This window comes from Glutamicibacter arilaitensis Re117 (assembly GCF_000197735.1).
GTDB classification, from domain to species: Bacteria; Actinomycetota; Actinomycetes; order Actinomycetales; family Micrococcaceae; genus Glutamicibacter; species Glutamicibacter arilaitensis.
The window spans coordinates 2,703,474-2,728,336 of record NC_014550.1 but is presented as its reverse complement, the minus strand read 5'-3'; the positions used below and the strand labels follow the sequence as shown (position 1 = coordinate 2,728,336).

Annotated in this window: 22 protein-coding genes and 1 tRNA gene; 13 read left to right on the top strand and 10 right to left on the bottom strand. The window is 58.8% G+C overall.

What is annotated here, in order from left to right; genetic code table 11:
* Nucleotides 1-65 precede the first annotated feature (65 nt).
* Entirely contained in the window at nucleotides 66-2,189 is a 2,124-nt protein-coding gene (locus AARI_RS13095) for a PhoX family protein (RefSeq protein WP_013349758.1), read from the top strand.
* A gap of 156 nt (nucleotides 2,190-2,345) precedes the next feature.
* Entirely contained in the window at nucleotides 2,346-4,037 is a 1,692-nt protein-coding gene (menD, locus tag AARI_RS13090) for a 2-succinyl-5-enolpyruvyl-6-hydroxy-3-cyclohexene-1-carboxylic-acid synthase (protein WP_041648942.1), read from the top strand.
* 71 nt (nucleotides 4,038-4,108) lie between these two features.
* On the opposite strand, the gene AARI_RS13085 is transcribed toward menD, so the two are convergent.
* The 4 genes from AARI_RS13085 to AARI_RS13070 all read right to left on the bottom strand — a co-directional run bounded on the left by AARI_RS13085 (nucleotide 4,109) and on the right by AARI_RS13070 (nucleotide 8,108).
* A complete protein-coding gene (locus AARI_RS13085) occupies nucleotides 4,109-4,891 on the bottom strand; it encodes an amino acid ABC transporter ATP-binding protein (protein WP_013349756.1) in 783 nt (260 codons plus the stop codon).
* A gap of 14 nt (nucleotides 4,892-4,905) precedes the next feature.
* The gene (locus tag AARI_RS13080; RefSeq protein ID WP_013349755.1) at nucleotides 4,906-5,697 is read right to left on the bottom strand and encodes an amino acid ABC transporter permease; all 792 of its coding nucleotides are present in this window, start codon (nucleotides 5,695-5,697) and stop codon (nucleotides 4,906-4,908) included.
* 111 nt (nucleotides 5,698-5,808) lie between these two features.
* Nucleotides 5,809-6,597, bottom strand: a complete 789-nt coding sequence (locus tag AARI_RS13075) for an ABC transporter substrate-binding protein (protein WP_013349754.1) — start codon at nucleotides 6,595-6,597, stop codon at nucleotides 5,809-5,811.
* A 173-nt stretch (nucleotides 6,598-6,770) separates the two neighbouring features.
* The gene (locus tag AARI_RS13070; RefSeq protein ID WP_013349753.1) at nucleotides 6,771-8,108 is read right to left on the bottom strand and encodes an isochorismate synthase; all 1,338 of its coding nucleotides are present in this window, start codon (nucleotides 8,106-8,108) and stop codon (nucleotides 6,771-6,773) included.
* A 291-nt stretch (nucleotides 8,109-8,399) separates the two neighbouring features.
* Here AARI_RS13070 and AARI_RS13065 point away from each other — a divergent pair, with 291 nt between their 5' ends.
* Nucleotides 8,400-9,497 carry a polyprenyl synthetase family protein gene (locus AARI_RS13065; protein ID WP_013349752.1) on the top strand — a complete coding sequence of 366 codons (1,098 nt, stop codon included), beginning with the start codon at nucleotides 8,400-8,402 and terminating at the stop codon, nucleotides 9,495-9,497.
* Between the two features lie 75 nt (nucleotides 9,498-9,572).
* Here the strand turns inward: AARI_RS13065 and AARI_RS13060 are convergent, their stop codons facing one another.
* From AARI_RS13060 to AARI_RS13050, 3 genes are read right to left on the bottom strand one after another with little or no spacing between them, the layout of a single operon-like run.
* Nucleotides 9,573-10,085: an HIT family protein gene (locus tag AARI_RS13060; RefSeq protein ID WP_013349751.1), complete on the bottom strand. Its 513-nt coding sequence runs from the start codon at nucleotides 10,083-10,085 to the stop codon at nucleotides 9,573-9,575.
* A complete protein-coding gene (locus AARI_RS13055; RefSeq protein WP_013349750.1) occupies nucleotides 10,085-10,519 on the bottom strand; it encodes a hypothetical protein in 435 nt (144 codons plus the stop codon). The genes AARI_RS13060 and AARI_RS13055 overlap by 1 nt, the downstream gene beginning before the upstream one ends.
* Nucleotides 10,520-10,537: 18 nt before the next feature.
* Nucleotides 10,538-11,941: a PucR family transcriptional regulator gene (locus tag AARI_RS13050; RefSeq protein WP_013349749.1), complete on the bottom strand. Its 1,404-nt coding sequence runs from the start codon at nucleotides 11,939-11,941 to the stop codon at nucleotides 10,538-10,540.
* A 113-nt stretch (nucleotides 11,942-12,054) separates the two neighbouring features.
* On the opposite strand from AARI_RS13050, the gene AARI_RS13045 reads away from it, so the two are divergent.
* The 3 genes from AARI_RS13045 (at nucleotide 12,055) to gabT (ending at nucleotide 15,356) form a co-directional block, all read left to right on the top strand.
* Nucleotides 12,055-13,662, top strand: coding sequence for a sodium-dependent transporter (locus AARI_RS13045; protein ID WP_013349748.1), 1,608 nt, complete (start codon nucleotides 12,055-12,057; stop codon nucleotides 13,660-13,662).
* Between the two features lie 2 nt (nucleotides 13,663-13,664).
* Nucleotides 13,665-13,808 (top strand): methionine/alanine import family NSS transporter small subunit, encoded by a 144-nt coding sequence (locus tag AARI_RS19325; protein WP_013349747.1) that lies wholly within the window; start codon nucleotides 13,665-13,667, stop codon nucleotides 13,806-13,808.
* A gap of 204 nt (nucleotides 13,809-14,012) precedes the next feature.
* Entirely contained in the window at nucleotides 14,013-15,356 is a 1,344-nt protein-coding gene (gabT, locus tag AARI_RS13040) for a 4-aminobutyrate--2-oxoglutarate transaminase (RefSeq protein ID WP_013349746.1), read from the top strand.
* A gap of 97 nt (nucleotides 15,357-15,453) precedes the next feature.
* Here the strand turns inward: gabT and rarD are convergent, their stop codons facing one another.
* Nucleotides 15,454-16,392, bottom strand: coding sequence for an EamA family transporter RarD (rarD, locus tag AARI_RS13035; protein WP_013349745.1), 939 nt, complete (start codon nucleotides 16,390-16,392; stop codon nucleotides 15,454-15,456).
* 239 nt (nucleotides 16,393-16,631) lie between these two features.
* On the opposite strand from rarD, the gene htpX reads away from it, so the two are divergent.
* Nucleotides 16,632-17,504, top strand: coding sequence for a zinc metalloprotease HtpX (gene htpX, locus AARI_RS13030; RefSeq protein WP_013349744.1), 873 nt, complete (start codon nucleotides 16,632-16,634; stop codon nucleotides 17,502-17,504).
* Nucleotides 17,505-17,729: 225 nt separating this feature from the next.
* Nucleotides 17,730-18,326 carry a hypothetical protein gene (locus AARI_RS13025; RefSeq protein ID WP_013349743.1) on the top strand — a complete coding sequence of 199 codons (597 nt, stop codon included), beginning with the start codon at nucleotides 17,730-17,732 and terminating at the stop codon, nucleotides 18,324-18,326.
* Between the two features lie 105 nt (nucleotides 18,327-18,431).
* On the opposite strand, the gene AARI_RS13020 is transcribed toward AARI_RS13025, so the two are convergent.
* Nucleotides 18,432-18,920: a YajQ family cyclic di-GMP-binding protein gene (locus AARI_RS13020; RefSeq protein WP_013349742.1), complete on the bottom strand. Its 489-nt coding sequence runs from the start codon at nucleotides 18,918-18,920 to the stop codon at nucleotides 18,432-18,434.
* 191 nt (nucleotides 18,921-19,111) lie between these two features.
* Between AARI_RS13020 and AARI_RS13015 the strand changes: the two genes are divergently transcribed.
* The 3 genes from AARI_RS13015 to trxA all read left to right on the top strand — a co-directional run bounded on the left by AARI_RS13015 (nucleotide 19,112) and on the right by trxA (nucleotide 21,157).
* Nucleotides 19,112-20,419 (top strand): ISL3-like element ISAar20 family transposase, encoded by a 1,308-nt coding sequence (locus tag AARI_RS13015; protein WP_013349741.1) that lies wholly within the window; start codon nucleotides 19,112-19,114, stop codon nucleotides 20,417-20,419.
* A gap of 140 nt (nucleotides 20,420-20,559) precedes the next feature.
* A tRNA-Tyr gene (locus AARI_RS13010) sits at nucleotides 20,560-20,641 on the top strand.
* 141 nt (nucleotides 20,642-20,782) lie between these two features.
* On the top strand, nucleotides 20,783-21,157 hold the full coding sequence (gene trxA, locus AARI_RS13005) for a thioredoxin (protein WP_013349740.1): 375 nt from the start codon (nucleotides 20,783-20,785) through the stop codon (nucleotides 21,155-21,157).
* A gap of 24 nt (nucleotides 21,158-21,181) precedes the next feature.
* Here trxA and AARI_RS13000 read toward each other — a convergent pair whose 3' ends face one another.
* Nucleotides 21,182-22,132, bottom strand: a complete 951-nt coding sequence (locus AARI_RS13000) for a DNA-3-methyladenine glycosylase family protein (protein ID WP_049862643.1) — start codon at nucleotides 22,130-22,132, stop codon at nucleotides 21,182-21,184.
* Nucleotides 22,133-22,283: 151 nt separating this feature from the next.
* Here AARI_RS13000 and AARI_RS12995 point away from each other — a divergent pair, with 151 nt between their 5' ends.
* Nucleotides 22,284-23,648, top strand: a complete 1,365-nt coding sequence (locus AARI_RS12995) for a pyridoxal-phosphate dependent enzyme (protein ID WP_013349738.1) — start codon at nucleotides 22,284-22,286, stop codon at nucleotides 23,646-23,648.
* A gap of 27 nt (nucleotides 23,649-23,675) precedes the next feature.
* A complete protein-coding gene (locus AARI_RS12990; RefSeq protein WP_013349737.1) occupies nucleotides 23,676-24,833 on the top strand; it encodes a cystathionine gamma-synthase in 1,158 nt (385 codons plus the stop codon).
* Nucleotides 24,834-24,863: the final 30 nt, after the last annotated feature.

Genomic DNA, 24,863 nt, shown 5'->3' with positions numbered 1-24,863 from the left:
AGTGAAAACCTCAGTTCGAGTCATTCCCCTGACGAGAAGCCAAATACTGAGGAAGTGAGTGGATCATGAATCCAACCCGTACCCTTTTGCCAATGCTGGGCCACACCCGTGGCGGTCGTTCTGCTGCAACTTGCCACTTCAAGTGCGCCGACGCTTGCACCAAGCCAGATTGCAATACCTCATCCAACGGCTATTTCAAGGACATCGCCGATAAGTCGCTCTCCCGCCGCAGCATGCTGGGACTGAGCGCAGTCGGCGCCTCGGCACTGGTGATCGGTCCGCAGCTCTTCGGCGCCGCAGACGCCACTGCCGCACCACTGGTGCCGATGGCGCCGGGCAAGGGCGGCCAGCTGCCATTCGATGCCATTGAGCCGGTATCGCGTTCGGTGGATACCGTCACTGTTCCTGAAGGATATGACTGGAACACGATCATTCGCTGGGGCGATCCGATTTTCAAGAACACCCCCGAATTCGATGCTTCCAAGCAGAGTGCGCGCAAGCAGGCCGAACAGTTCGGCTACAACTGCGACTACCTGGACATCATCGTGGACAAGTACTCGGGCCGCACCGGCGTGCTGGTGGCCAATCACGAGTACACCAACGAAGACATGATGTTTGATGCAGCCTGGTTCGAAGCGAACAAGGAAGAAGCGCGCAAGATTGCGATGAACGCTCACGGCTTCTCCGTGGTTGAGGTCAAGCGGAAGAAGAATGACAAGAAGTGGAGCTACGTGCAGGGTGGCGAGCGCAACCGCCGCATCACCGCCAGCACCGAATTCCTGGTTGACGGCCCGGCCGCAGGCAGCGACCTGCTCAAGACCGTCGCAGACCCAAGCGGCTCCAAGGTCCTGGGTACTTTAAATAACTGCGCCGGCGGCACCACTCCATGGGGCACCGTCCTGTCCGGTGAAGAGAACTTCGACCAGTACTTCCGCGGCAAGGGCACCGCAGAGGAATCCCGCTACGGCATCGACACCGCGGCAACCGGCCGTGGCTGGGAAGAAAGCGACCCGCGCTTCGGCCTGAACAACGCCGGCTATGAGAATGAAGCCAACCGCTTCGGCTGGGTGGTCGAAATTGATCCGCAGGATCCAAAGTCCACCCCGGTCAAGCACACCAGCCTGGGCCGCTTCAAGCACGAAGGCGCCAACGTGCGCATCGCCAAGAACGGCAAAGCCGTTGCCTACTCCGGTGATGACTCGCGCTTCGAGTACCTGTACAAGTTCGTCTCGAAGAACACCTACTCCAAGCACGATCGCAAGCAGAACATGACCCTGCTCTCCGAGGGTGACCTATACGTTGCCAAGTTCACCGGCAACTCGCCGGCAAGCGAATTCGATGGCAGCGGCGCGGTCCCATCCGATGGGGCTTTTGACGGCATGGGCAGCTGGCTGCCACTGGTGAAGAACGGCGAATCCAAGGTCGAAGGCATGAGCGTGGCCGAAGTACTGGTTTACACCCGCCTGGCAGCTGACAAGGCCGGGGCCACCAAGCTGGACCGCCCTGAAGATGTCGAGCCAAGCCCGGTATCGGGCAGGGTCTACGTGGCACTGACCAATAACAGTGACCGCGGTAAGGATGGCAAGGAAGGGGCAACCGAGGTCAGCCCTCGGGTACGCAACCGCGATGGCCACGTCCTGGAAATCACCGAGGCCGGCAACGATGCCACCGCAGCGAAGTTCACCTGGAACATCCTGCTGGTTGCCGGCGACCCAGCGGTCAACGGCTCCACCTACTTCTCGGGCTACCCAGCTGAGAAGGTCTCGCCGATCTCCTGCCCGGATAACCTGGCCTTTGACTCCAAGGGCAACCTGTGGATCTCCACCGACGGCGCCCCAGGCACCATCGGCTACTCCGACGCGCTGCACAAGGTCACCCTGACCGGCAAGAACCGTGGCCGTGTCGAGCAGTTCCTGGCCGTGCCAACCGGTGCGGAGACCTGTGGCCCGCTGATCCACGACAAGGACAACTCGGTCTTCGTCTCGGTGCAGCACCCGGGTGAGGGTGGCAGCTTCGCAGCCCCGAGCTCGCTGTTCCCGGACTTCGTGAAGAATGCCGCAAATGCCGGCAAGGGCGAGTTCTACGGCCCACGCCCATCGGTAGTCCAGGTCTTCAAAGAAGAATCCAAGCCAGGCAAGGGCAAGGGCAAAGGCAAGGGCAAGGGCAAAGGCAAGGGACACAATAAGTAGGCAGTCCTAGTCCAAAGCCCAAGGGCGCAGCCAGAATCCCAGAAGGGATCCTGGCTGCGCCCATTGCTGTTCCTTCGTCGGTGCTCAGACGGTACACGGCATAGACTTGGATCATTGCCTTCAGCTTTGGAATCTAAGGAGTCGCACCGCGTGGGAATGCAGCAACCTGACGAGCAGCGCGCCATCACTACAGCTCGCCACGTGCTCTCCGGGCTGATCCGGGCAGGGATCCGGGATCTGGTGATTTCACCAGGTTCGCGCAGCGCCCCTCTGGCCTACGCGGCAGCCGAGGCGGAAGCTGCCGGGATCTTAGCCATCCATGTACGCATCGATGAACGCTCGGCAGCCTTCATGGCCCTGGGCCTCTCCCAGAGCACCGGCAGGCCGGTAGCGTTGGCAGCGACCAGCGGTTCAGCCATCGGGCAGATGCTGCCAGCGGTGATGGAAGCCAATCACACCGCCACCCCGTTGCTGGTGCTCTCTGCAGACCGCCCAGATGAATTACACGGCACCGGCGCGAGCCAAAGCACGAGGCAGAAAAACCTCTTTGGCGAACACGTCCGCCTCGCTGCCAACGTTGCCGCCGGGGTTGATCCCGGAGACCAAGTGCAGCAGGCATTGGCTGCGTTGGCTGGAGACCAGCACAGCGCGGCTGGACCAGTCCAGCTGAACCTGCAATTCCGCGACCCGCTGGTCCCCGCCCCGCAGGAGCGGATCATTGGGCAAGCATGGACGGCAATCGAGCCTGGAGTATGGCAAGGATCTGCGCCCGCGCAGCAGCTGGGAATGCCAGCCCAAGACCTGGTCCCTCGACGGACCGTAGTCATTGCCGGACATGGCGCCGGGGCAGAAGCACAACGGTTCGCCCAAGAACTGGGACTGCCATTATTTGCCGAGCCATCGTCAAATGCACGCTTCTCGGCTAATGCCATTGGCCATTACCGCCCGCTGATCGCGGTGGGCATGGACCACATTGAACGCGTAGTGCTCTTTGGCCGTCCAACGTTGAGCCGTCCGGTGGGCAAGCTGCTGGCCAACCCGGTGATCGACTCGGTGATTTGGCAGCCTGCACCGGTGGCCTGGTACGAGGCGGGAAGGCGCCGCGAAACCCCGGTTAGCTCGTGGAGCCAATTACAGGAGTTTGCCGGTACCGGAGCGGAGAACTGGCTGGCATCGTGGCAGCAGTTAGACGCCCAGGCGCTGCAAGTGCGCCAGGGCCTGAACCATGAGTCAGCCATTACCGGGGTGGATGTCGCCGAAGCTATCTGGGAGCATTCCCCGGAGGTACTGCTGCTTGGCTCCTCGAATATCGTGCGCGACTTCGATTTGGCTGCCCGCCCGGCAGCCAAACGAAGCATGGCCGCCCATGCAAACCGTGGCCTGGCCGGGATTGATGGAACCATCGCGACGGCTTTGGGCCTGGCTCAAGGCAGCAAGCAACGCACCCTTGCAGTGATGGGGGATATTACTTTCGCCCATGATGCCAGTTCGCTGTCCTGGACTCCCGGCGAAGAACAGCCCCGGGTGGACCTCGTGGTCTACAACGACGGGGGAGGAGCAATCTTCTCCACCCTGGAGCATGGTGCCGTGGATGCCTCGGGCCGGTACGCCAATGCGGTGGAACGGCTCTTTGCCACACCGCAGCAGCTTAGCCTGCCTGCGCTCGCCGAAGCCTATGGCTGGCAGTACGCCAGGGCCGCAAGCAAGGAAGAGCTCAGCGCCGTCTTGGCTTCAACGCAGCCGGCGAACCTGCGCCTGATTGAAGTGCCGGCGTCGCGGAGCAGCCTGCGCGCCGAGAACCTTGAATTAAATCAACAGGTCGGGCAGCTAGCCTGGCCAGAGCTGTAGGGAAAAAAGAAATTCCCCTGCGTCGACCATCGGCAACGACGGGCAACGCAGGGGAATTTTTGCAGTTGAACTCAGATATCCACGTGCGTGGGATCGAGCACGCGACGCAGGAAGTCCTGGGTACGTGGCTGCTGCGGATTGCCAATGACATCCACGGCCTTGCCTTCTTCCACCACGACGCCACCGTCCATGAAGAACACGCGGTCAGCAACTTCCTTGGCGAAAGCCATCTCGTGGGTGACCACCAGCATGGTCATGCCTGCTTGGGCCAGATTCTTCATAATGGACAGGACCTCTCCCACGGTCTCCGGATCCAATGCACTGGTTGGCTCATCGAAGAGCATCAGCGTTGGTTCCATGGATAGCGCTCGGGCAATGGCCACGCGCTGCTGCTGGCCACCGGAAAGCTGGTCAGGGTAGCGATCGCCGAAGTCGCCCAGGCCTACACGCTCCAGATTGCGCAACGCGACCTTCTGGGCTTCGGCTTTCTTGCGCTTGAGCACCTTGATGGGGGATATCGTGCAGTTCTCCAGCACGGTCAGGTGCGGGAACAGGTTGAACTGCTGGAAGACCATGCCTACCTGCTGGCGCATCTTGTCCAGGTTTACCTCTGGGTCAGTGACGTTGAAGCCACCGACCATAATGGTTCCGCCGTTTGGCTGCTCCAACAAATTCACGCAACGCAACAGCGTTGACTTTCCGGAGCCGGATGGACCGATCAGGCAGACAACCTCGCCGGGAGCAACGTTCAAATCGATGCCCTTGAGCACCTCATTGCTGCCGTAGGACTTGCGCAGTCCGGTGATATCCACGCCCGCGGCATGAGCCGAAAGTTCACTAGTTCCAGTTGACATTTTCCACTGCCTTTCTAGCGCTTGGTCTTCGTAGTGCGGGATTCGAATTTACGGGCAACCAAACTCAACGGAATGGTAATGACAAGGTAGAACAGGCCCGCAACAACCAGCGGGGTGATGCCTGCGTCCAACTGCGTAATGCCATCGCGACCGAATTTGGTCATTTCGTATTGGGCAATCGTTGCACCGAGAATAAACGCCAGCGAAGTGTCCTTGGTGAGCAGGATGATCTCGTTGGTCATTGGTGGAAGCACGATTCTGAATGCCTGCGGGATGACGATCGTGACCATGGCACGCCACGCTGGCATGCCCAGCGAACGAGCAGCCTCGGTCTGTCCCTTTGGCACAGCCTGAAGACCAGCACGCAGGGTTTCCGCGATGTATGCAGCGGAGACCAGCCCCAGTGCACACATGACGTTGACCGACTGAGGCCATTGGGTGCCGAATGCCTGTGGCAAACCGATGCCAAATGCCAAAAGGACAAGAATGGCGGGGATACCGCGGAAGAATTCGATGAACGCGGTGGCGAACCACCGGTAGGGCGCGAAGCTTGCCATCTTCATCAACGCCAGCAAGAGACCTAAGGCTAAGCCGAAGGCGAAGGAAATGATGGTGTAGAAGATGGTGTTCTTCAAGCCAACCAGGATCATGTCTGGGAACATCGGTCCGAGTTTGTCGAAGGAGAAGAATGCGTAGGACGCTTTCTTCCAATCCACAAGCGCAGCTAGGGCGATGATGATGACAAAGAAGAGCGCAATCTGAATGGTTTTGCTCATCCGGGCGCGCTGACGGGTAGTCATTGCCATTGGTTTGTACCTCTCGTAAAGGTAGCGGGGGTTCGGGTAGCAAAAATGCCAGACGGCAAAATTTGCGTGCCGAACCCCCGCTCGGTAGATCTATCCATGTTCAGCTGAAAATTACTTTTCGCCGAACCACTTCACGGTCAGTTCTTCCATGGTTCCTGCATCGGTCAATCGCTTCAACGTGCCGTTGACCAGTTCCAGGGTGTCTGCATTGTCCTTAGGGACTGCGATACCGAGCTGTTCGCCGGTCTTGAAGTTGGCGACGGCCTTGAAATCAGGCTCGTCCTTCACTGCGTAACCGAGCACCGACTGGTTGCCCAATACGGCTTCCACCTGGTTTGCCAGCAATGCCTGGGTCTGCAGACCAGCATCTTCGAAGCCGACTAATTGCTCGAGGCCCTGCTCCTTGCCGTACTTTTCACCAGTCGTAGCCTGCTGGACGCCAACCTTCTTGTCCTTGGCGGTTTCCAGATCGGTGATGCCCGAGCCGTTTTTAGCGATCAATACCAAGTCGTCATCCATGTAAGGAGTAGAGAAATTCATCTTCTCCTTGCGCGCATCGGTGATGGAGATCGATGAGATGGCAATATCGCACTTCGTGTTGAACAGGCCAGATTCAATGGAATCGAAGCTGTCGTCGATGACGTTCAGATCGAGCTTGGCATCCTTGGCGATTTCCGCGGCTACGTCCATATCGAAGCCAACAATCTCGTCGCCTTTCTTGAATTCAAATGGCTCGTAGGGGATATCCGAGCATACTGTCAGCTTGCCCTCGTTGAGTGGGAAGGCTGCTCCCTCCGACTCTGAGCTGGAGCCGCTATCGGAACCGCAGGCGGTCATAGCTAGAAGTGCAACGGAGCTGAGCGCGATGGCAGCGGCAAATTTTTTCCTGGGGCTACGCATAGGATCAAAACCTACTTTCGGGTTATTGCGAGTGGATCACTGCGATGTCCCAATCATAACCGCGCTAACACCAGCACGAGACGCACTTCACACAAGTGTCGTTTAGGGTAAGGAAAATTTACGCTAGCGAAACATAGCCCCGAAACAATAGCCCGTCCACTTTGGCAATGAGCTTATTCGGCTCCGAGGGCCTGGCGCATTGGACGCATCTTCGCCCATGACTCGGCCAACTCATCCTCGGGCACCGAACCCGGAACAATGCCGCAGCCCGCGTACAGGCGCATCAGCTTTTCGTCTTCCAGGATTCCGCCACGCAGCGCGATGCCGAATTCGCCATCTCCACGGCTGTCAACCCAACCCACCGGACCGGCGTACGGTCCGCGGTCCAGGCCCTCGAGCTCGCGCAGGAGAACCCCGGCCTTCTTGGTCGGGGTGCCGCAAACCGCAGCCGTCGGGTGGAAGATCTCGGCGACATCCAGCGCCGTAGGCAGTACGCCAGCGGTATCGGCGCGCAACTGCGCCCGCACATCGCTGGCCAGGTGCCACACATTGGGAAGTTCCAGAATGAACGGTTCTTCCGGCGCATTCATGCCGTGGGAAATTGGATTCAAGGAATCGGTGAGCGAATCGATCGCCAGCTGATGCTCATTGCGCTGCTTCGGGTCTTCAAAAAGATTACGCTGGGCAAAGCCAGGTTCCTGCGCGCCTGCAGCGGCACGGTCCAAGGTACCTGCCAGAACCCGGGCCTCGGCCAAGCCATCGGTCACGCGCACTAGCATCTCCGGGGTGGCTCCGACCAAGCCGTCAACCGAATAGGTCCAGCAATTCCCGTAGCGTTCGGTCAATGCGGCCATGACGCCAGCAAGATCGATAGAGGTGGAACTATGGGCCAAGACATCGCGAGCCAGTACCAACTTGGAAATGCCGCGTTCCTCGAAACGGCTCAAGGCCTGGTCAACGGCTTGCAGATAAGAGCCGGCAGTCAGCTGTCCACTGGTCAACTCGATCCGGCCAGGTGCGGACTTTGGTGCCGAGGCATCAGCCATGGCCGCTTCAGCGCGAGCCAAGGCCTGCTGATAGGTCAGGCCTTCTAGTTCCTTGGCGCTGCCGGTGACGGTGATCCATGACTTTTCCTCATCGCGGCCAATCACCAGCTGGGGGATCACCATGCGAGATTCGAAGACGGAGGTAAAGGAGAATGCGAAAGAGCCGAAAGAGACCAGTCCGCTGCCGGGGCGGGAAATCGGGTCAACGATCTGCGCCTGTTCAACTACCTGTGCAAACCATGCGCGGGCACGCGCAAAGCGCTCTTCACCATGAGTGTGCAAGCGGGCGGCGGTACCAAAACCGACCAAGCCGTGGCCGTTGCGGGTCCAAACCATGCTCCGGTGACGCAATGAGTCGGCAACTAGCGTTTCGGGAGCATCAAGGTATTCAAAGGTGATGCTGGTGAGAACAGGAGCCAACGGCTGATGAGCGCTGGCGCTGAGAACAGGCGAATCTGCAGACATGATAAGGCTAAGCCTACCGCGCAACGCCGGGGAAAAAGGGTTGCGGGTGTCCGTGGTCACCCCTGTGGGATCGGCCGGGTCTGGTTCGAAGTGCTGGGTGAACCCGGTAAACTCTAAATCGACCTCTTAGGTCGTTGGCATCAGGCCGGTTGACCCGGTCTGGCCGTGCCAGCAACGTGCAGTGGAAAGCATCGGCTAGAGTGAAGAGATGTTTGCGTGCATCTTGCAGGCAAGAAAGTCTTCGCATACCGCGATGGCCAACCCGATGAAAGATAAGTAAGCCGTAGAACAGTGACTGATTCGAAGAGCAACTGGACCGCAGCCGGACACGACGTGTCGGACTCGATTGAGCTGAATCCTGAAACCGCTGCATTAGCTGCGGCCATCAATCTTCCCTCGGGCTTTGCTTTGCTGGCCGAGGACCCGGACTTCGGTCCGGCTATTTCCATCGGCATGGCAAAGGTGGAGAAGCTGCTGCGCGATGCGCTGGCAAACTCTGATCCGTTGATTGACGCCTCCAGCCGCCACTTGGTTGAAGCCGGCGGCAAGCGCGTGCGCCCGCTGCTGGTGCTGCTGACCTCCCTGCTGGGCGAAGGCGTGAATGACGATGTCATCAAGGCCGCGGCCGTCGTGGAGCTCACCCACCTGGCTACCCTGTACCACGATGACGTTATGGACTCCGCTCCAATGCGCCGTGGTGCACCGACCGCCCACGAAGTCTGGGGCAATTCCGTAGCCATCTTGGCCGGAGACCTGATCTTCGCCCGTGCTTCGGTCTTCGGCTCCGAGCTGGGCCCGGAAGCGGTCATGTGGCAGTCGCGCACCTTCGAACGACTGTGCCTTGGACAGCTGCATGAATCCATCGGCCCGCGCGAAGGCGATGACGTCATTGAGCACCACATCCAGGTGATCAGTGACAAGACCGCTTCGCTCCTTTCGACCTCGGGCGCCTTCGGTGCTCGTTTCGGCGGCGCCTCGGAATTCATCGACGTGCTGCGCGAATACGGCGAAAAGGTTGGCGTGGCCTTCCAGGTTGCCGATGACGTAATTGACTTGGCCTCCAAGGAAGCTGACTCGGGCAAGACCCCGGGCACCGACCTGCGCGAGGGCGTACCAACCCTGCCGATCCTGTTGCTGCGCCAGGCCGCTGCCAACGGGGATGTGCAGGCACAGCAGGCTATCGAGCTGGTTGACGCTGATCTGACCAGCGACGAAGCCTTGGCTGCCGCCGTAGAAGCTGTCACCGCGCACCAGGCCATCCATGATGCATGGAAGGCCGCACGCCAGTGGGCCGATGACGCGATTGCCGTCTTGGCGCCACTGCCAGAAGGAACCGTGAAGCAGGCACTGATTTCCTTTGCAGATGCGGTAGTCACCCGCGAAGCCTAAAGAAGCTTGAAACAACGAATCCCCGAAAGACTGTAAAAGTCTTCCGGGGATTTCGTGCTTAATCAGCGAAGCGGCTTATCTGATGATGCCTTCCGGGGATAGCGGCATCGGATGCTCACCCGAGAATAGCGCTTGGCGCAGCTCGCGGGCTTTGGCAGCCCGGTCCTCGATGGATACCCGGTGGCGCAATTGCCGATACAGCTCATCATCGGCATAGCGGGGGAAAACATGCTGGTGGTAATGCCACACATGCTGGTTTCCCGCTGGTTCATTATGCTGCCGGGTGCTCGTTCCTTCTGGATTCCACGCAAGTTTCATCGCTAAGGCCACGCGCTTGGTCTCGCGCATAATCGCCGCACCGGTGGCCTCATCCAGATCGTAGAGTGCTTCCAAATGCGCGGTGGGAATGATCATTACATGCCCGCCGTAGTTTCCGAACCCGTCACAAGCCATGATGGCCGCCACCAGATCTGTCTGATAGATCAGATCCGTGGGCGCGCACAAGTTGTCCTGGCTGAAAGGCAGGTCATTGACCAGCTCGCAGAAAGGACATTGGTAGTTGGCTGGTTCATGGGAACGGTGGAGCACTAGTCCTCCAATTCGGCGGCCAGCTCTTCAAATACCCAAGTGAACATGTCCAGGGTGAATTCGCTGAACGTGCCTTCTTCACTGGTCCACTTGCCCTTGGCATTGCTGCGGCGGTACACAATCGGATCCGGAACATCGAGCTGGGAAGCCTTGAAGCCCCAAACGAACTTCTCTTCCTCATCCTCTAGGAAGAGCAGGTAGCCGTCTTCAATTTCCAGTTCTTCTGGGTCGAAGAAGTAGTGGTAGGCCTCCATGAAGTCTTCATTGTTGCCCAGAGCGCGATAGAACTCTTCAAGGACAAAAGGAATGGAAACTTCGGACTGCGCCAGTCCTTCACGCAATTCTTCAGCGCTCAAGCCGTCGGCTTCGTTCCACTGGTCTTCCAAGTACTTGGGAACCAGGGAACAGAACTTCTCTAGAAACATGTCTGCCATGTCTTTATCCTATCGAGATTAGCCAAGCTCAAGCGCGCTCAACGCGATCCAGAGCTGGACTCGGTCGCTAGTCACATTTGGGTCGTAGCCCGAGAGCTCTGAAATCTGCTGGATCCGGTAGCGCACCGTATTGCGATGCAGGCTCATGGACTCCGCCACTGCACCCACCGATCCGTCGCGGTTCAGGTATTCGCGCAAGGTCAGCAGAAGATCAGAATCGTGGGATGCATCGAATTCCTGCAAAGGCCCCAGCGCTTCGATGGCCAAATCCTGCAGCGGCACATCCCGAGCCGCAAGCAGCAACGAGGTCAGCGAAAGCTTAGTAGGTTCATTGATCCGTTCGCCATGGCGCAATGACTCCAAGGCCTCGAAATAGCTCCAGCGGATGCCGGTGGTATTTGCATAGCGGCCTCCATAACCCACGCGGGCTGGAACGCCGGCGGTGAGGAGGTACTCATCCAGATGCTTGATTGAAAGCTGCAGCTTGCTGTGCGCAACCACGATCACCAAGCGGTCATCGACCATGGCCGAGACCTGGGAAGAAAGGTCGGCAGGCAAAGGCAGGGTCTGCAGCCGTTCGATATGGGATGGAGCCTGAACCAGGATGACCGAATGCTCACGCTGGGGATTCAAACCCAGCGCACCCAAGCGTCCCGCAGCATCAGCGCCGACCAAGGTGCCGGCGGCAAGATCTTCAAGCACCTGGCCGTTGGCTTGGCGCTGGGAGGCACGCAGTCGCGCCTTATTAGCCAATTCCAGTCCAATCAGCGACTGCGCGTAATCGACCACGGTCTGGTGCACATATGGCTCTGCAATATGCAGGGTGCACTTATCGCGCAGTCCGGTGGCTACCGGGCGGGAATGCCACGAGCGGGCCGGGTCAAAGTCGCCGCTGATCACTTCACCGTGCAGGGTCAGCGCCACTTGGGTGCCGAGCATGCGTTCGAGATCTTCAAGCATGCTGTCCAAGTCCGATGACAGGAGCGTCTGGGCCAGCTTCTGATGGGACTTCAGCAGGTTTTCCACACGCTTGAGGTGATCAGAATTCAAGGCTTCGGCGATCAGCCGGGTGATCGCGGCGAAAGGAATCTGATAGGGGACTTCAAAGACCGGCAGCCCGACTTCGCGGGCGGCTTCAACGGTGGCTTGCGGTACCGAATTGTGCTCCAGCCCTGTACCAAAGCCCAAAGCCACGGCATCATTGGCTGCAAGGACTTTGACGAACTGCCGCTGGGCGGTTTTTGTCTTCTGGCGCACCCCGGTGGTCAAGACGATTTCCCGGCCGGTGAGGAACTGCGAAGGGTCCAGCAGTTCGGTCACGGCTCCCCATGTGATAACCATGTCGCCGCGGTGCTTGTGTTCGGTCAGCGGTCTGAGATCGAGCTCGTCATGTTCCAGGAGACCGCGTAAGCTAATTGCCATACAGCCATTCTAGGCTGATGGCGAAAAGTTCCCAGTTTAGCAAAATGCTCAAAACGTGGACACGCGGACCCAAAAAATGACCATAATGTGAAACTTTGCAGTAGCTTAGACACATGAGCACTCCATCTTCATCACAGGGCGCTCCACTCGCAACCGAAAAGCGTGAGACTTTCAGCTCCCGAAAGTTGTTCATCCTTTCAGCGATTGGTTCGGCCGTTGGTCTGGGAAACATCTGGCGTTTCCCTTACGTCGCCTACGAAAACGGCGGCGGCGCATTCCTGATTCCATACCTGGTCGCAATCCTCTGCGCTGGTATCCCATTGCTGTTCCTCGACTATTCCATCGGCCATCGCTACCGCGGCTCGGCTCCGCTGGCGTACCGCCGCGCCAACCGCAAGGCTGAGGTCCTGGGCTGGTGGCAGGTACTGATCTGCTTCGTCATCGCCATCTACTACGCAGCCATCATTGCGTGGGCCGCGATGTACTGCTGGTTCTCCATCACCAAGTCGTGGGAGAAGAACGCTGACGGCGCGGGCGGATTCTTCATGGGCGACTTCTTGCAGGTCCAGGATGAAGTTACCGTTGGCTTCGATTTCGTTGGCAGCGTCTTCTTCCCAATGCTGTGCGTATGGTTGTTGGCCATCGTGATCATGGTTGCCGGTGTCAACAAGGGCATCTCGCGTGCCAACGCGATCTTCATGCCGCTGCTGATCATCATGTTCCTGGTTCTGGTAGTGCAGTCGGTCTTCCTGCCAGGTGCAGTCGATGGCCTGAACACCTTCTTCACCCCAAACTTCGAGGCCTTGTCCAACCCATCGGTATGGGCGGCAGCCTTCGGCCACATCTTCTTCTCGCTATCCGTAGCCTTCGGCATCATGGTGACCTACTCGTCGTACATGAAGCGCAAGAGCGATCTGACCGGTTCGGGCTACGTCGTAGCCTTCGCCAACTCCAGCTTCGAGCTGCTGGCCGGCATCGGCGTCTTCGCGGCCCTGGGCTTCATGGCCTACAACGCGGGCAGCTCCGTCGACGAGGTCGCAACCTCGGGGATTGGTCTGGCATTCATCGCCTTCCCGACCATCGTGTCCCAAGCTCCGCTGGGCAGCGTCATCGGCGTGCTCTTCTTCGGTTCATTGGTGTTCGCGGGCATGACCTCGCTGATTTCCATCCTTGAAGTCATCGTTGCCGCGTTCCAGGACAAGCTGGGCTGGAAGCGCCAGTCCGCGACCCTGGTCGTGGTCCTCCCAGTGGCATTGATTTCCATGCTGCTGTTCCCAACCACCACCGGGTTGTACCTGCTCGATACCATGGACGCCTTCGTGAACCAGTTCGGCATCCTTGCCTGTGCATTGGTGATCGTGATTGTCTTCGGCGCTGGCCTGGGCATGCTGCCTAAGCTTGCCAAGCACCTGAACCGCCACAGCTCCATCAAGCTGGGTACCGGTTGGATGGTCCTGGTTGGCGGCATCGGCCCGGCAGCCTTGGGCTACATGCTGATCAATGAAGTCCAGAGCAAGATGGCCGAGTCCTACAGCGGTTACCCGGTCTGGTTCAACGGAGTCTTCGGCTGGGGCATGGCCGGCTTGCTGATTGTCGGCGCGGTTCTGCTCTCACTGGTTCCATGGAGCCGGAATTCGAAGATCAATGATCCTGAATTCGATCAGCATCGGGCAAATGTCGAGGCTGAAGAAGTTCCTGAAGTCACTGGAAAGGAATACTAGCCATGAGCGCTATTGCGATTGTCTTCATGATCATTTCCATGCTGACCATTTGGGGCGGCCTGGCCGTCGCGTTGATCAGCCTGAATCGACACCCTGAAAAGCACGACGATGATGTAATCGAGCCAGCTGGCTCGGCAGGCAACTGATACCTGCAGGCATCAGCTGAATTGAAGACCTCTGCGTAGCAAGCACAGCTTGAAACGCAGAGGTCTTTTTCTGTGCAAATGCACTACGCGACACGGAGGTCGTTGTGCCGATCCTCGTAGTCGCATGGTCATGAGAAGAATACTCTCTAGGTAGAGAGAAATCAGAGCGACCAAGCTCGTGAACAAGTTCTGGAAGGACAACACATGGACGTTACCTACCGCATTGATCAGCAGCGCAAGATCAACGGCCCATTCCCCGGCCCGAAGTCGCAGGAACTGGCTGCACGCCGTGCCAAGGCAGTTGCCGCTGGCGTCGCTTCCAGCCTGCCGGTCTACGCAGCGGATGTTGATGGTGGCATCATTGTTGATGTCGACGGCAACCAGCTGATCGACCTGGGCTCGGGCATCGCTGTGACGACTGTCGGCGCCTCGAACCAGGCTGTTGCCAAGGCTGTGGCCGAACAGGCCGCCCGCTTCACCCACACCTGCTTCATGGTTGCTCCGTACGAGAACTACATCGAACTGGCAGAGAAGCTGGCCACCATCACCCCGGGCAACTTCGAGAAGCGCGCAGTCTTCTTCAACTCCGGCGCCGAAGCGGTAGAGAACGCCATCAAGGTAGCCCGCATTGCCACCGGCCGCCAGGCCGTAGTGGCCTTCGACCACGCCTACCACGGCCGCACCAACCTCACCATGGGCCTGACCGCCAAGGCAGCCCCATACAAGCGCGGCTTCGGCCCACTGGCACCGGAAATCTACCGCATGCCAATGAGCTACCCATACCGTGAAGAGAACCCGAACATCTCCGGCAAGGAAGCAGCAGAGCGCGCCATCCTGGCCATGGAGAAGCAGATCGGCGGCGACCAGATCGCTGCGATCATCATCGAACCAATCCAGGGCGAGGGCGGTTTCATCGTCCCAGCCACCGGCTTCCTGCCACGCATCGCCGAATGGGCCAAGGAAAACGGCATCGTCTTCGTTGCCGATGAAGTCCAGGCCGGCTTCGCACGCTCCGGCGCCTGGTTCGCCTCGGACATCGAAGGCATCGAACCTGACATCATCACCCTGGCCAAGGGCATCGCCGGCGGCATGCCGCTGTCGGGCATCATCGGCCGCGCCGAACTGCTTGACTCGGTGCACGGCGGCGGCTTGGGCGGCACCTACGGCGGCAACCCGGTAGCCGTGGCCGCAGCCCTGGAGTCTATCAAGTTCATGGAAGAGCAGGATCTGGCAGGCCGTGCCCGCGAGATCGAAGAGAAGTTCTTCACCCGCTTTGGCGCACTGCAGAAGGACATCAAGGAACTCGGTGACATCCGTGGCCGCGGCGGCATGGTGGCCATGGAATTCGTCAAGGCCGGCGGCCAGGAGCCAGACGCAGAGCTGACCAAGGCCATCGCCACCGAATGCCTGGCCCAGGGCGTACTGATCCTCACCTGCGGTACCTACGGCAACGTGGTCCGCCTCTTGCCTCCACTGGTAATCGGCGACGAACTGCTCGAAGATGCGTTCAACGTGCTCGAAGCAGCTATCCGCAAGGCCGTCGCGTAAGCAGCCTGGCTTCGGCTTGAAAACGACGAATGCCTCGAATCTCCCAACAGGGGATTCGAGGCATTCGCTGTATTAAGCGCTGCAGACCGCCCGGTTATCAGGCCAGTTTTTTCGGTTCGGGCATGGGCCCAACCCGTGGAGTGCGCAGCATGTCCACGAGGACAAAAATCACCGCGACCCACACCAAGCCAAAGCCGACCCAGCGTTCAAAAGGCATATGCTCGCCGAAGACCGCCAAGCCCAAGATGAACTGCAATAGCGGGGCGAGGAACTGCAAGGATCCCACCGTGCTCAACGGCAGTCGGCGTGCCGCCCCGCCGAAGAGCAGCAGTGGAACAGCGGTGATGATGCCGCTGGCGGCCAAGAGCAGATGCCCGGGGACATCTGCGGAGAATAATGCTGACTGCCCGTTAACGGCCAGCCAGATCAGATAGGCAATGGCCAATGGAGTCAGCCACAGGGTTTCAATGGTCAACGAGCCCAGCGCAGTGCCGCTTTGCCCCACTTTGTTCTTCACCAAGCCGTAGAACCCGAAGGAGAAAGCCAAGCCGAGGGAAATCCACGGCACCCGGCCTAGGCCAACGGTCAGGACGATGACCGCAACGGTGGCTACGGCGACAGCAACCCACTGCAACGAGCGCAACTTTTCCTTCAGGACAATCACCCCCAGAAGGATCGCCACAATGGGATTGATGAAGTAGCCCAGTGACGCTTCCAAGACATGGCCGGTCAGCACAGCCAACGCGTAGAGTACCCAGTTCGCGGCAATCAGCACGCTGGCCAGCCCCAGCTGCCACATGGTCTTGGAATCCTTGAACATCTTCGCGAACTGCTTGAACTGTCCGGTGAATGCCAACAGCAACAGGCAGAATATCAGCGAGTAAATCACTCGCACGCCAACGAACTCGAAAGCCGAGATTGCGGGCAGCAGCAGGAAAAAAGCTGGGAGCATGCCCCAAATCAGGTACGCGGCGGTGCCTTGGATCAGCCCGTAACTGTGTTCGGAGCGGATCGGTTTAGCGGTACTTAAGGACATGCAGAGCGCACACTTTCAGACACGATGTGGATCGGAGTCGTGGACCGGACGGAAAATAAAATGCGGGACCACAGCTTAAAAGTACAACGTCAACGCGGTTGGAATATTCCCCTAGGCTCTCGATGCCGGCAACGCCACACCTTCATGTGATCTTTTCACCGGAACACAACCGGAATTCCAGACGTTGACTAGACTAGAGAACACCAACTTGGCTTGCTTCATTAAGGGAGTACCTCACCGTGCATGGACATAACAACGGACTGAAAACCGCCTTCTTGATGGGCGGAATGATCGCCTTGCTGCTGGCTATCGGATCGCTGATCGCCGCCGGTACCGGACGGTCGATGTTCATCTGGATTTTCGCGCTGATTGGCCTTGCAAGCACCGCATACAGCTATTGGAACAGCGACAAGCTGGCCCTGCGCTCGATGCATGCCTACCCGGTCACCGAACAGCAGCAGCCCGGCATGTACCGCATCGTGCGCGAGCTGTCGATGAACGCGCAGCAGCCGATGCCGCGCCTGTATGTCTCGCCCACTGCTTCGCCAAATGCATTCGCTACGGGCCGCAATCCACAGAACTCGGCAGTGTGCTGCACCGAAGGCATCTTGCAGCTTCTGGATGAGCGCGAGCTGCGCGGAGTGCTGGGCCACGAGCTGATGCACGTGTACAACCGCGATATCCTGACCTCCTCCGTTGCTGCGGCAATCGCCGGTGTGATCACCTCCGTTGCCCAGTTCCTGATGTTCTTCGGCGGCGGAGGCAATAGCCGCGGTGTGAATCCAATTGCCTTGATTGCACTTTCGCTGCTGGCGCCACTGGCAGCTTCCATCATCCAGATGGCCGTAAGCCGCACCCGTGAATACGATGCGGATGAAGATGGTGCCAAGCTGACCAACGATCCGCTGGCGCTGGCCAGTGCGCTGCGCAAACTGGAATCCGGAATCAGCCAGGCTCCGCTGGCTTCTAATGACCAGAAGCTGGTAAACAGCTCGCACCTGATGATCGCCAACCCGTTCGGTTCGCGTCTCAAGCGCATGTTCTCCACCCACCCTCCGATGGAAGATCGCATCGCACGTCTTGAGGCGATGGCTGGCGGACGCCAGTACTGAGCCAAACATCGTCTTGATGCTGAAGGCCGCATCCTGCTTGCAACGCAGGGTTCGGCCTTCCTCCGTTTTAATGCGCTCTTCCTGAATAAGGAAGGACTTCTGGCTTCGAGCGTCACAACGATTTGCGGCTCGCCTACTTACCTAGCCACGCACGGGTGATGTGATGTGATTCGATGGTTAGAGAAAAGCAGAACGAGCACGTACAGGTGTTGAAGAAGGAGCAGTATGCCAGGTCCTGAACAAGCACGTTTGCCGAGTCTGGCATGGGCCATCACCGGCCAACTGACAACAGGTGCCATCAAGTGCCTGATCGCCTTGGTTCTGGCATGGATTTGCTCGTGGTGGATCACCCTGGACACCGATTTCGGCAGGATCGCTCTTTGCTTGGTGATTTCCTACATCGTCTCGGAAATCGTTGGTGCCATCATCGCCAGGCCAATGGTCCTGAAAGAAGGCCGGTCGAACCCTGGGGGAGTGCCCTTTGCTGTACTTCCGTTTACTGCGGGGCTGGTGATCAGTTTCGTGGCGTCCTACGCACTCACCGGCTCGATGCACGACAGCCTTTTGGCGGCAAGCCTGATTGCGGTTTGCAATGCGGCAGAGATTTTCTGGCTCAAGCTGTGGGAAAAGGGGCCGACACCTGAAGAAGAACAAGCCCGGTTCAGTGAATTCAAGGCAATGACGAAAGAACATTTCGCCGACGACGTTGCGCAGATCAAATCTCGTGCCCGCGACAAGACTCGCGAAAAATACTTTAGGAAGAAAGCCCGCCAAGAAGCGAAATCGAATCAGCGGAACTACCAGAGCGACGAGAACTCCTGAACGAGGCGCTCAGGCGCCACCTAAAAAGAACAGCGAGGACTGTTTCCCAATTGCCGTGGGAAACAGCCCTCGCTGTGCGATGCGCTTAATGGCGCACGGGGAGTCTTAGCGGAAATTCACGAACTGCAGGTCGGCTTCCTCGAAGTCACGCAGCAGAGCCATGGTGGCCTGCAGATCATCGCGGGACTTCGAAGATACTCGCAGCTCGTCACCCTGGATGGTGGACTTGACGCCCTTAGGAGCCTCATCGCGAATCAACTTGTTGATCTTCTTGGCAACATCCTGGGCGATGCCCTCCTTGATACTTGCCTCAATGCGGTATTCCTTGCCCGAGGCGAATGGCTCGCCGGCATCCAGAGATTTCAAGGAAATGCCGCGCTTGACCAGCTTGGACTGGAAGACATCGAGCACTGCGTTCACGCGCTCTTCCGAGTTGGCCTTCATCAGGATCTTCTCGCCGCTGAAATCAACTTCAGCGCCAATGCCCTTGAAATCGTAGCGCTGTACGATTTCCTTCTGAGCCTGGTTCATCGCGTTGGCGACTTCCTGGCTATCAACCTTGCTTACGACGTCGAATGTGGAATCACTAGCCATGTGAATACTCCTAGTTGAAACGGGTCTGATTCGATTCATAGCCTACCGGTTTTACCGGCTCTTCAGGATTGAGAGTGTAGCCACCTAAAACCAACACCCGGGATCCCGGGCATGTCGCCAAAACGCGAAAAAGTCGAGGTCTTCCAGAAGAATGGAAGTTTCCACACAAACATTCTTGAAAGACCTCGACGTTGCTCAATTCTACCTTCACCGAACCAGACCTCACCACTTTCACCGGACTTGATGGCTTAGGACTCACCGCAATTGGGCAGTACCTGGGCGCAGCGAAAGCCGAGATCCTCTGCCACGTCACCACCCCGAACCCGTGGTGCCGCACCTGCGGGGGCGAAGGAACACCGAGGGATACCGTCACCCGCAGACTTGCCCACCAACCCTTCGGTTGGCGTCCGACCGTCCTGGTCATCAAACACCGACGCTACCGCTGCGGCCACTGCCAACGGGTGTGGCGTGAAGATCTGTCCAGAGCTGCACCGGAACGCCAGAAAATCAGCAGGACCGGCCTGGCCTGGGCCTTGAACGGTTTGGTCTGCCAACACCTCTCCGTCTCACGGATCGCCGAAGGCCTCGGCGTCACTTGGAATACCGCCAACGACGCAGTGCTGGCTGAAGGCCAACGCCTGCTGATCGATGACCCTGCACGGTTTTCCGGCGTCAAGGTCTTAGGCGTAGACGAACACGTATGGAGGCATACCCGCACCGGCGACAAATACGTCACCGTCATCGTGGATCTCACCGCCGTGCGCGATGGCACCGGCACCGCACGCCTGCTGGATATGGTTCCAGGAAGGTCCAAAGCCGTATTCAAGACCTGGCTGGCCGGACAAGACGACCAGTGGAAGCAGGGCATTGACGTGGTCGCGATGGACGGGTTCACCGGCTTCAAAACCGCAGCTGCCGAAGAGCTTCCCCACGCGGTGGAGGTCTTGGATCCGTTCCATGTCGTCAAATTGGGTTCCGAGGCCCTGGATCAAACCCGGCAGCGGGTCCAGCGCGGACAGCATGGCCGGCGGGGACGCAAGGATGACCCGCTGTATAAGTGCCGTCGGATCTTGACCACGGGGCTGTCCTTAGCCACTGACAAGCAGAAAGCCAAGCTTGAGGACCTTTTTACGGCGCCGGAGTATGAGCCGGTTCAACTGGTCTGGAGCGTGTATCAAAAGATGGTGGATGCCTACCGGCAACCGAAACCAGAGATCGGGCGGTGGGCGTTGGAGCAACTGATCAACGGGGTTGGCTCAAAGGTCCCGAAGGGGTTGCCGGAGCTGAAGAAGCTCGGTGGCACCCTGCGGCGGAGGAAGACGGACATCCTCGCGTATTTTGACCACGTCGGCAGTTCAAATGGGCCTACTGAAGCCCTCAATGGCCGGTTAGAGCATTTGCGGGGTATCGCGTTGGGGTTCAAGAATCTGACGCACTATATCGCACGGTCGTTGCTGGAGACTGGCGGGTTTAGGCCTTGGTTACACTCTCAATCCTGAAGAGCCGTTTTACCCTCTGAATTTGGTGTGTGATCAGGCTTACAGCAAAAACACCCTTCTCGATTTCACAACATCGAAAATCTCCTGTAGAGTTATTTCTCGTTCCGACAAGAGCAAATGTTCTTGAAACGAACGTACTCGGCAGATTACCCGAGTGGCCAAAGGGGGCTGACTGTAAATCAGCTGGCAACGCCTTCACTGGTTCGAATCCAGTATCTGCCACAAAATAACTCCCGGATCTTAGGATCCGGGAGTTTTTTGCATACGGAAGGTATGCATGGCTACCGGCATTGTTTTTATTCCCGGGTCCAACCAAGATCACCTTTCTACATATTTCAAATAAGGATCGGCTACCGTATAACCATGGCAACGAAAAATGTGAGCGAAGACGAATTCGCGCAGCTGATTGATGAGAACGACATCGTCCTGGTGGACTTCTGGGCAGCTTGGTGCGGACCATGCCGTAATTTTGCGCCGGTTTACGAGCAGACTTCCGAGAAGTTCAGCGATGTTGTTTTTGCCAAGGTGGATACCGAAGCAGAGCAGGGCTTGGCCCGCGCCGCGAATGTCACCTCGATTCCAACCATCATGGCTTTCCGCGAAAACGTCCTCGTGTTCTCGCAGGCTGGTGCGCTGAACCAGACCCAGCTCGAAGACCTTGTCACCGCAGTCAAGGGCATCGACATGAGCGAAGTGCATAAGCAGATTGCTGAAGAAGCCGCACAGGCTGATTCCTAAGTATCCTTTCTAGCTTCGGACTCCTTAGCGCCGCCGGTGATCCAACGGCGCGTAGCGGGGTCCGAAGCTTTGTTTTTTCTGCCCCGAAAGCATCAGCATCCGCACGACGCGTTGACGATGCGGGGCGTAGGGTGCCAATAATTCCAGCATTTGCGAATCACTGATTCGTTTTCCGGTCAGCACCTGGCCAACAAAATCGGCAAGATGGTAATCACCCACCGAAATAAAGTCACCGGCTCCATGGGAGCGTTGCAAAGTTTCGGCAATGGTCCATGGCCCAATACCGGGCACCGAAGCCAAAGCGGCCGCCAACGTTCCCGGAGGCATTGCCGCAGGCTTGACCTGGTCAATTGGTTGGCCAGCCCACCACTGCAAACTATGCGCCACCTGCACCAGGCGTCCCATGGTGTTGGCTCGTTGGGCTTCCACCCTCGCCTTTTGCCAGTCCCATCGCTTCATGGATGCCAACCGGTGCGGTTCGGGAAAAATCATCAGCCCTTCGGGTACCGGACCGGGAGCGCGGTGTCCTAGATGGCGGATTATCCAACGCCACGCATGATTAGCTTCAATTCCGGTTACCCGTTGTTCCAAGATCGCACCTGCCGCGTGCTCGAAGATCCGCCCGGTAGTGGGCAATACCGCATCGGGATGTTCCAGTCGGGTACGCGCAACGATCTGCGGGAATCTTCCTTCTTTGATTCCCTGGTCAAAATCGCTCCAGTCATCCAAAGCGCCCAGCAAATTCGGCGCAGACTCCAAAGCCCACTGTGCTCCCGGGCCCCACGCCTGCAATGCCGCAGGCGAGCTGGTTGAAGGCTTGTGCAGATGCAATGAGGCATCTCCCAAAGGTGTGGCAAAAGCTAGCCACGCCTCGGTGGCCGATAAGCGGATGGTCGGATCACCCAGGCCACGGCGCAGGATTCCCAAAGTCTTGAGCAGCGATACCGGGCGCTTCGGGTCGTACTGGACGCTCAACGACTTCTCCATAATTCGCATCTTATAGCGTCCGCCCCACAGAAACGCGGGCCCGCTGCCGCTAGCACTGGAGAAAACTCTTCGTCCACTGCGTGACGTTTCGCTACGTACCGGAACGACATGTATGACGTACGCCGGTAAAGTTCTTGACATGAAGTATGCGTCCACAGTTCTAGATCTGATCGGCAATACCCCGCTGGTGAAGCTCAATCGAGTCACCGACGGAATCAAAGCCACCGTGTTGGTGAAACTTGAGTACTTGAATCCGGGCGGTTCCATCAAGGACCGCATCGCATTGAAGATGGTCGAGCGCGCCGAAGAATCCGGCCAGCTCAAGCCCGGCGGAACCATCGTGGAACCAACCAGCGGCAACACCGGTGTTGGTTTGGCCATGGTCGGCCAGCTCAAGGGCTACGACACCATTTTCGTCACCCCGGATAAGGTGGGCGAAGAAAAGCGCGACGTATTGCGTGCCTACGGTGCCAAGGTCGTTGTCACCCCCACCGCAGTCGCCCCGGATTCGCCCCAGTCCTACTACGGAGTTTCGGACCGTCTGGTCACCGAGATCGACGGCGCCTACAAGCCGGACCAGTTCTCCAATCCCGGCGCACCCGATAGCCACTTCGAAACCACCGGCCCGGAAATCTGGAATGACACCGAAGGCAAGCTGACCCACGCAGTAATCAGCGCCGGCACCGGCGGCACCATCACCGGCACCGGACGCTATCTCAAGCAGATCTCCGCCGACCGCGCCTCGGGCCCGGTCAAGATCATCGCCGCGGACCCCGATGGCTCGGTCTACTCCGGTGGCACCGGCCGCCCGTACTTCGTTGAAGGCGTGGGCGAAGACATGTGGCCGGGGAACTACGACCCATCCGTCCCGGATGTTGTCGAACCAGTCACCGACGCGGAATCATTTGAAATGACCCGCCGTCTGGCCAAGGAAGAAGGCCTGCTGCTGGGCGGTTCCTCGGGCATGGCCGTGGTTGCCGCATTGCGCGTGGCCAAGGACCTGGGCGAAGATGACGTCGTAGTGGTGATCGCCCCGGATGGCGGCCGCGGCTACCTGGCTAAGATCTTCAACGACCAGTGGATGCTGGACCAGGGCTTCACTACCGATGAATACTCCGCACTGGACTTCATCGGCGCCGCTCTGGCCAAGCAGGGCACTGGCACCATAACCTTGGAAACCACCCTGGCTGAGGCTGCCAAGGCACTGCGCGAACAGGGCGATGACGCACTGGTGGTTTCTGCTGCACCGCTTCCGGCCCGTATCGGAGAAATCCGTGGGGTCATCGGGGCAGGGGACATCACCGATGCACTGCTCTCCGGCGCAGAACCAACCAGCACCCTGGCGGACCTAGGTGATCTGCCGATGCCGCTGATCGGCACTGCAGACACCGCCGAACATGCCCAAGAACTGCTCAAGAGCCATCCCGCGGTTTTGCTGACCAAGGGCGGCGAAGTGATCGCCGCAGCTACCGCAGCTGATCTATTGGCCTACTCCACCCGCTAGAGACAACACCTCAAAGGATTGATATCGATGACTGAAAACCATCAGGGAGCAAACACCCGCTTTGTCCATGCGGGCCAGGAATTCGAGCCGGTCACCGGTGCTGTAGTTCCACCGCTGCACTTCTCCTCGACCTACGCCCAGGACGGCATCGGCGGCCTGCGCAACGGCTACGAGTACGGCCGCGGCACCAACCCGACCCGCGACGCGTTGCAGGCACAGCTTGCTGGCGCCGAGTTCGGCAACCACGCTTTCTCCTTCAGCTCCGGCCTGGCCGCCGAGGACTCGCTGATCCGTGCGATTCTGCGTCCCGGTGACCACATCGTGCTGGGCAACGACGCCTACGGCGGAACCTTCCGCCTGATCGACCGCGTGCTGGGCGACTGGGGCATCGGCAACACCCCGGTGAACATGGCTGATGAAGCAGCGCTGGCTGCCGCCATCGAAAAGAACAAGGCCAAGCTGGTCTGGGTTGAAACCCCATCGAACCCGATGATGACCATCACCGACATCGCCAAGGTCGCTGAAATCGCCCACGCCGGCGGCGCGCTGCTGGTCGTGGACAACACCTTCGCCAGCCCATTCCTGCAGCAGCCGCTGACCTTGGGCGCTGACATCGTGGTCCACTCGACCACCAAGTACATTGGCGGCCACTCCGATGTGGTCGGCGGTGCAGTGATCGTCAAGGATGCGGCGCTGGCAGAAAAGATCGGCTTCATCCAGTTCGCCGTCGGTGCGGTCTCGGGCCCAATGGACGCCTTCTTGACCACCCGCGGGCTGAAGACCCTGGGCGTGCGCATGCGTGCCCACTCGGAGAACGCCGCACAGGTTGCCGGGTGGTTGCGCGAACGCAGCGAAGTGGAGCGCGTGCTCTACCCGGGCTTCGAAGACCACCCCGGCCACGAGATCGCCAAGAAGCAGATGTCCGGCTTCGGCGGCATGGTCTCGGTGCAGTTCAACGGCGGCGAAGCAGCAGCTCGCAAGATTGCCGAGAGCACCAAGCTGTTCACCCTGGCTGAATCCCTAGGTGGCATCGAATCGCTGATGAACTACCCATCGGAGATGACCCACGCTTCGGTGAAGGGCACCGAGCTGGCAGTTCCAGTGAACCTGCTGCGCCTCTCGGTTGGCATTGAAGATCCGGCCGATCTGATTGAGGATCTGGAAAAGGCCTTCACCAACCTCTAAGGCCAAAGCCAAAGGACCTGAGTTCCGCTG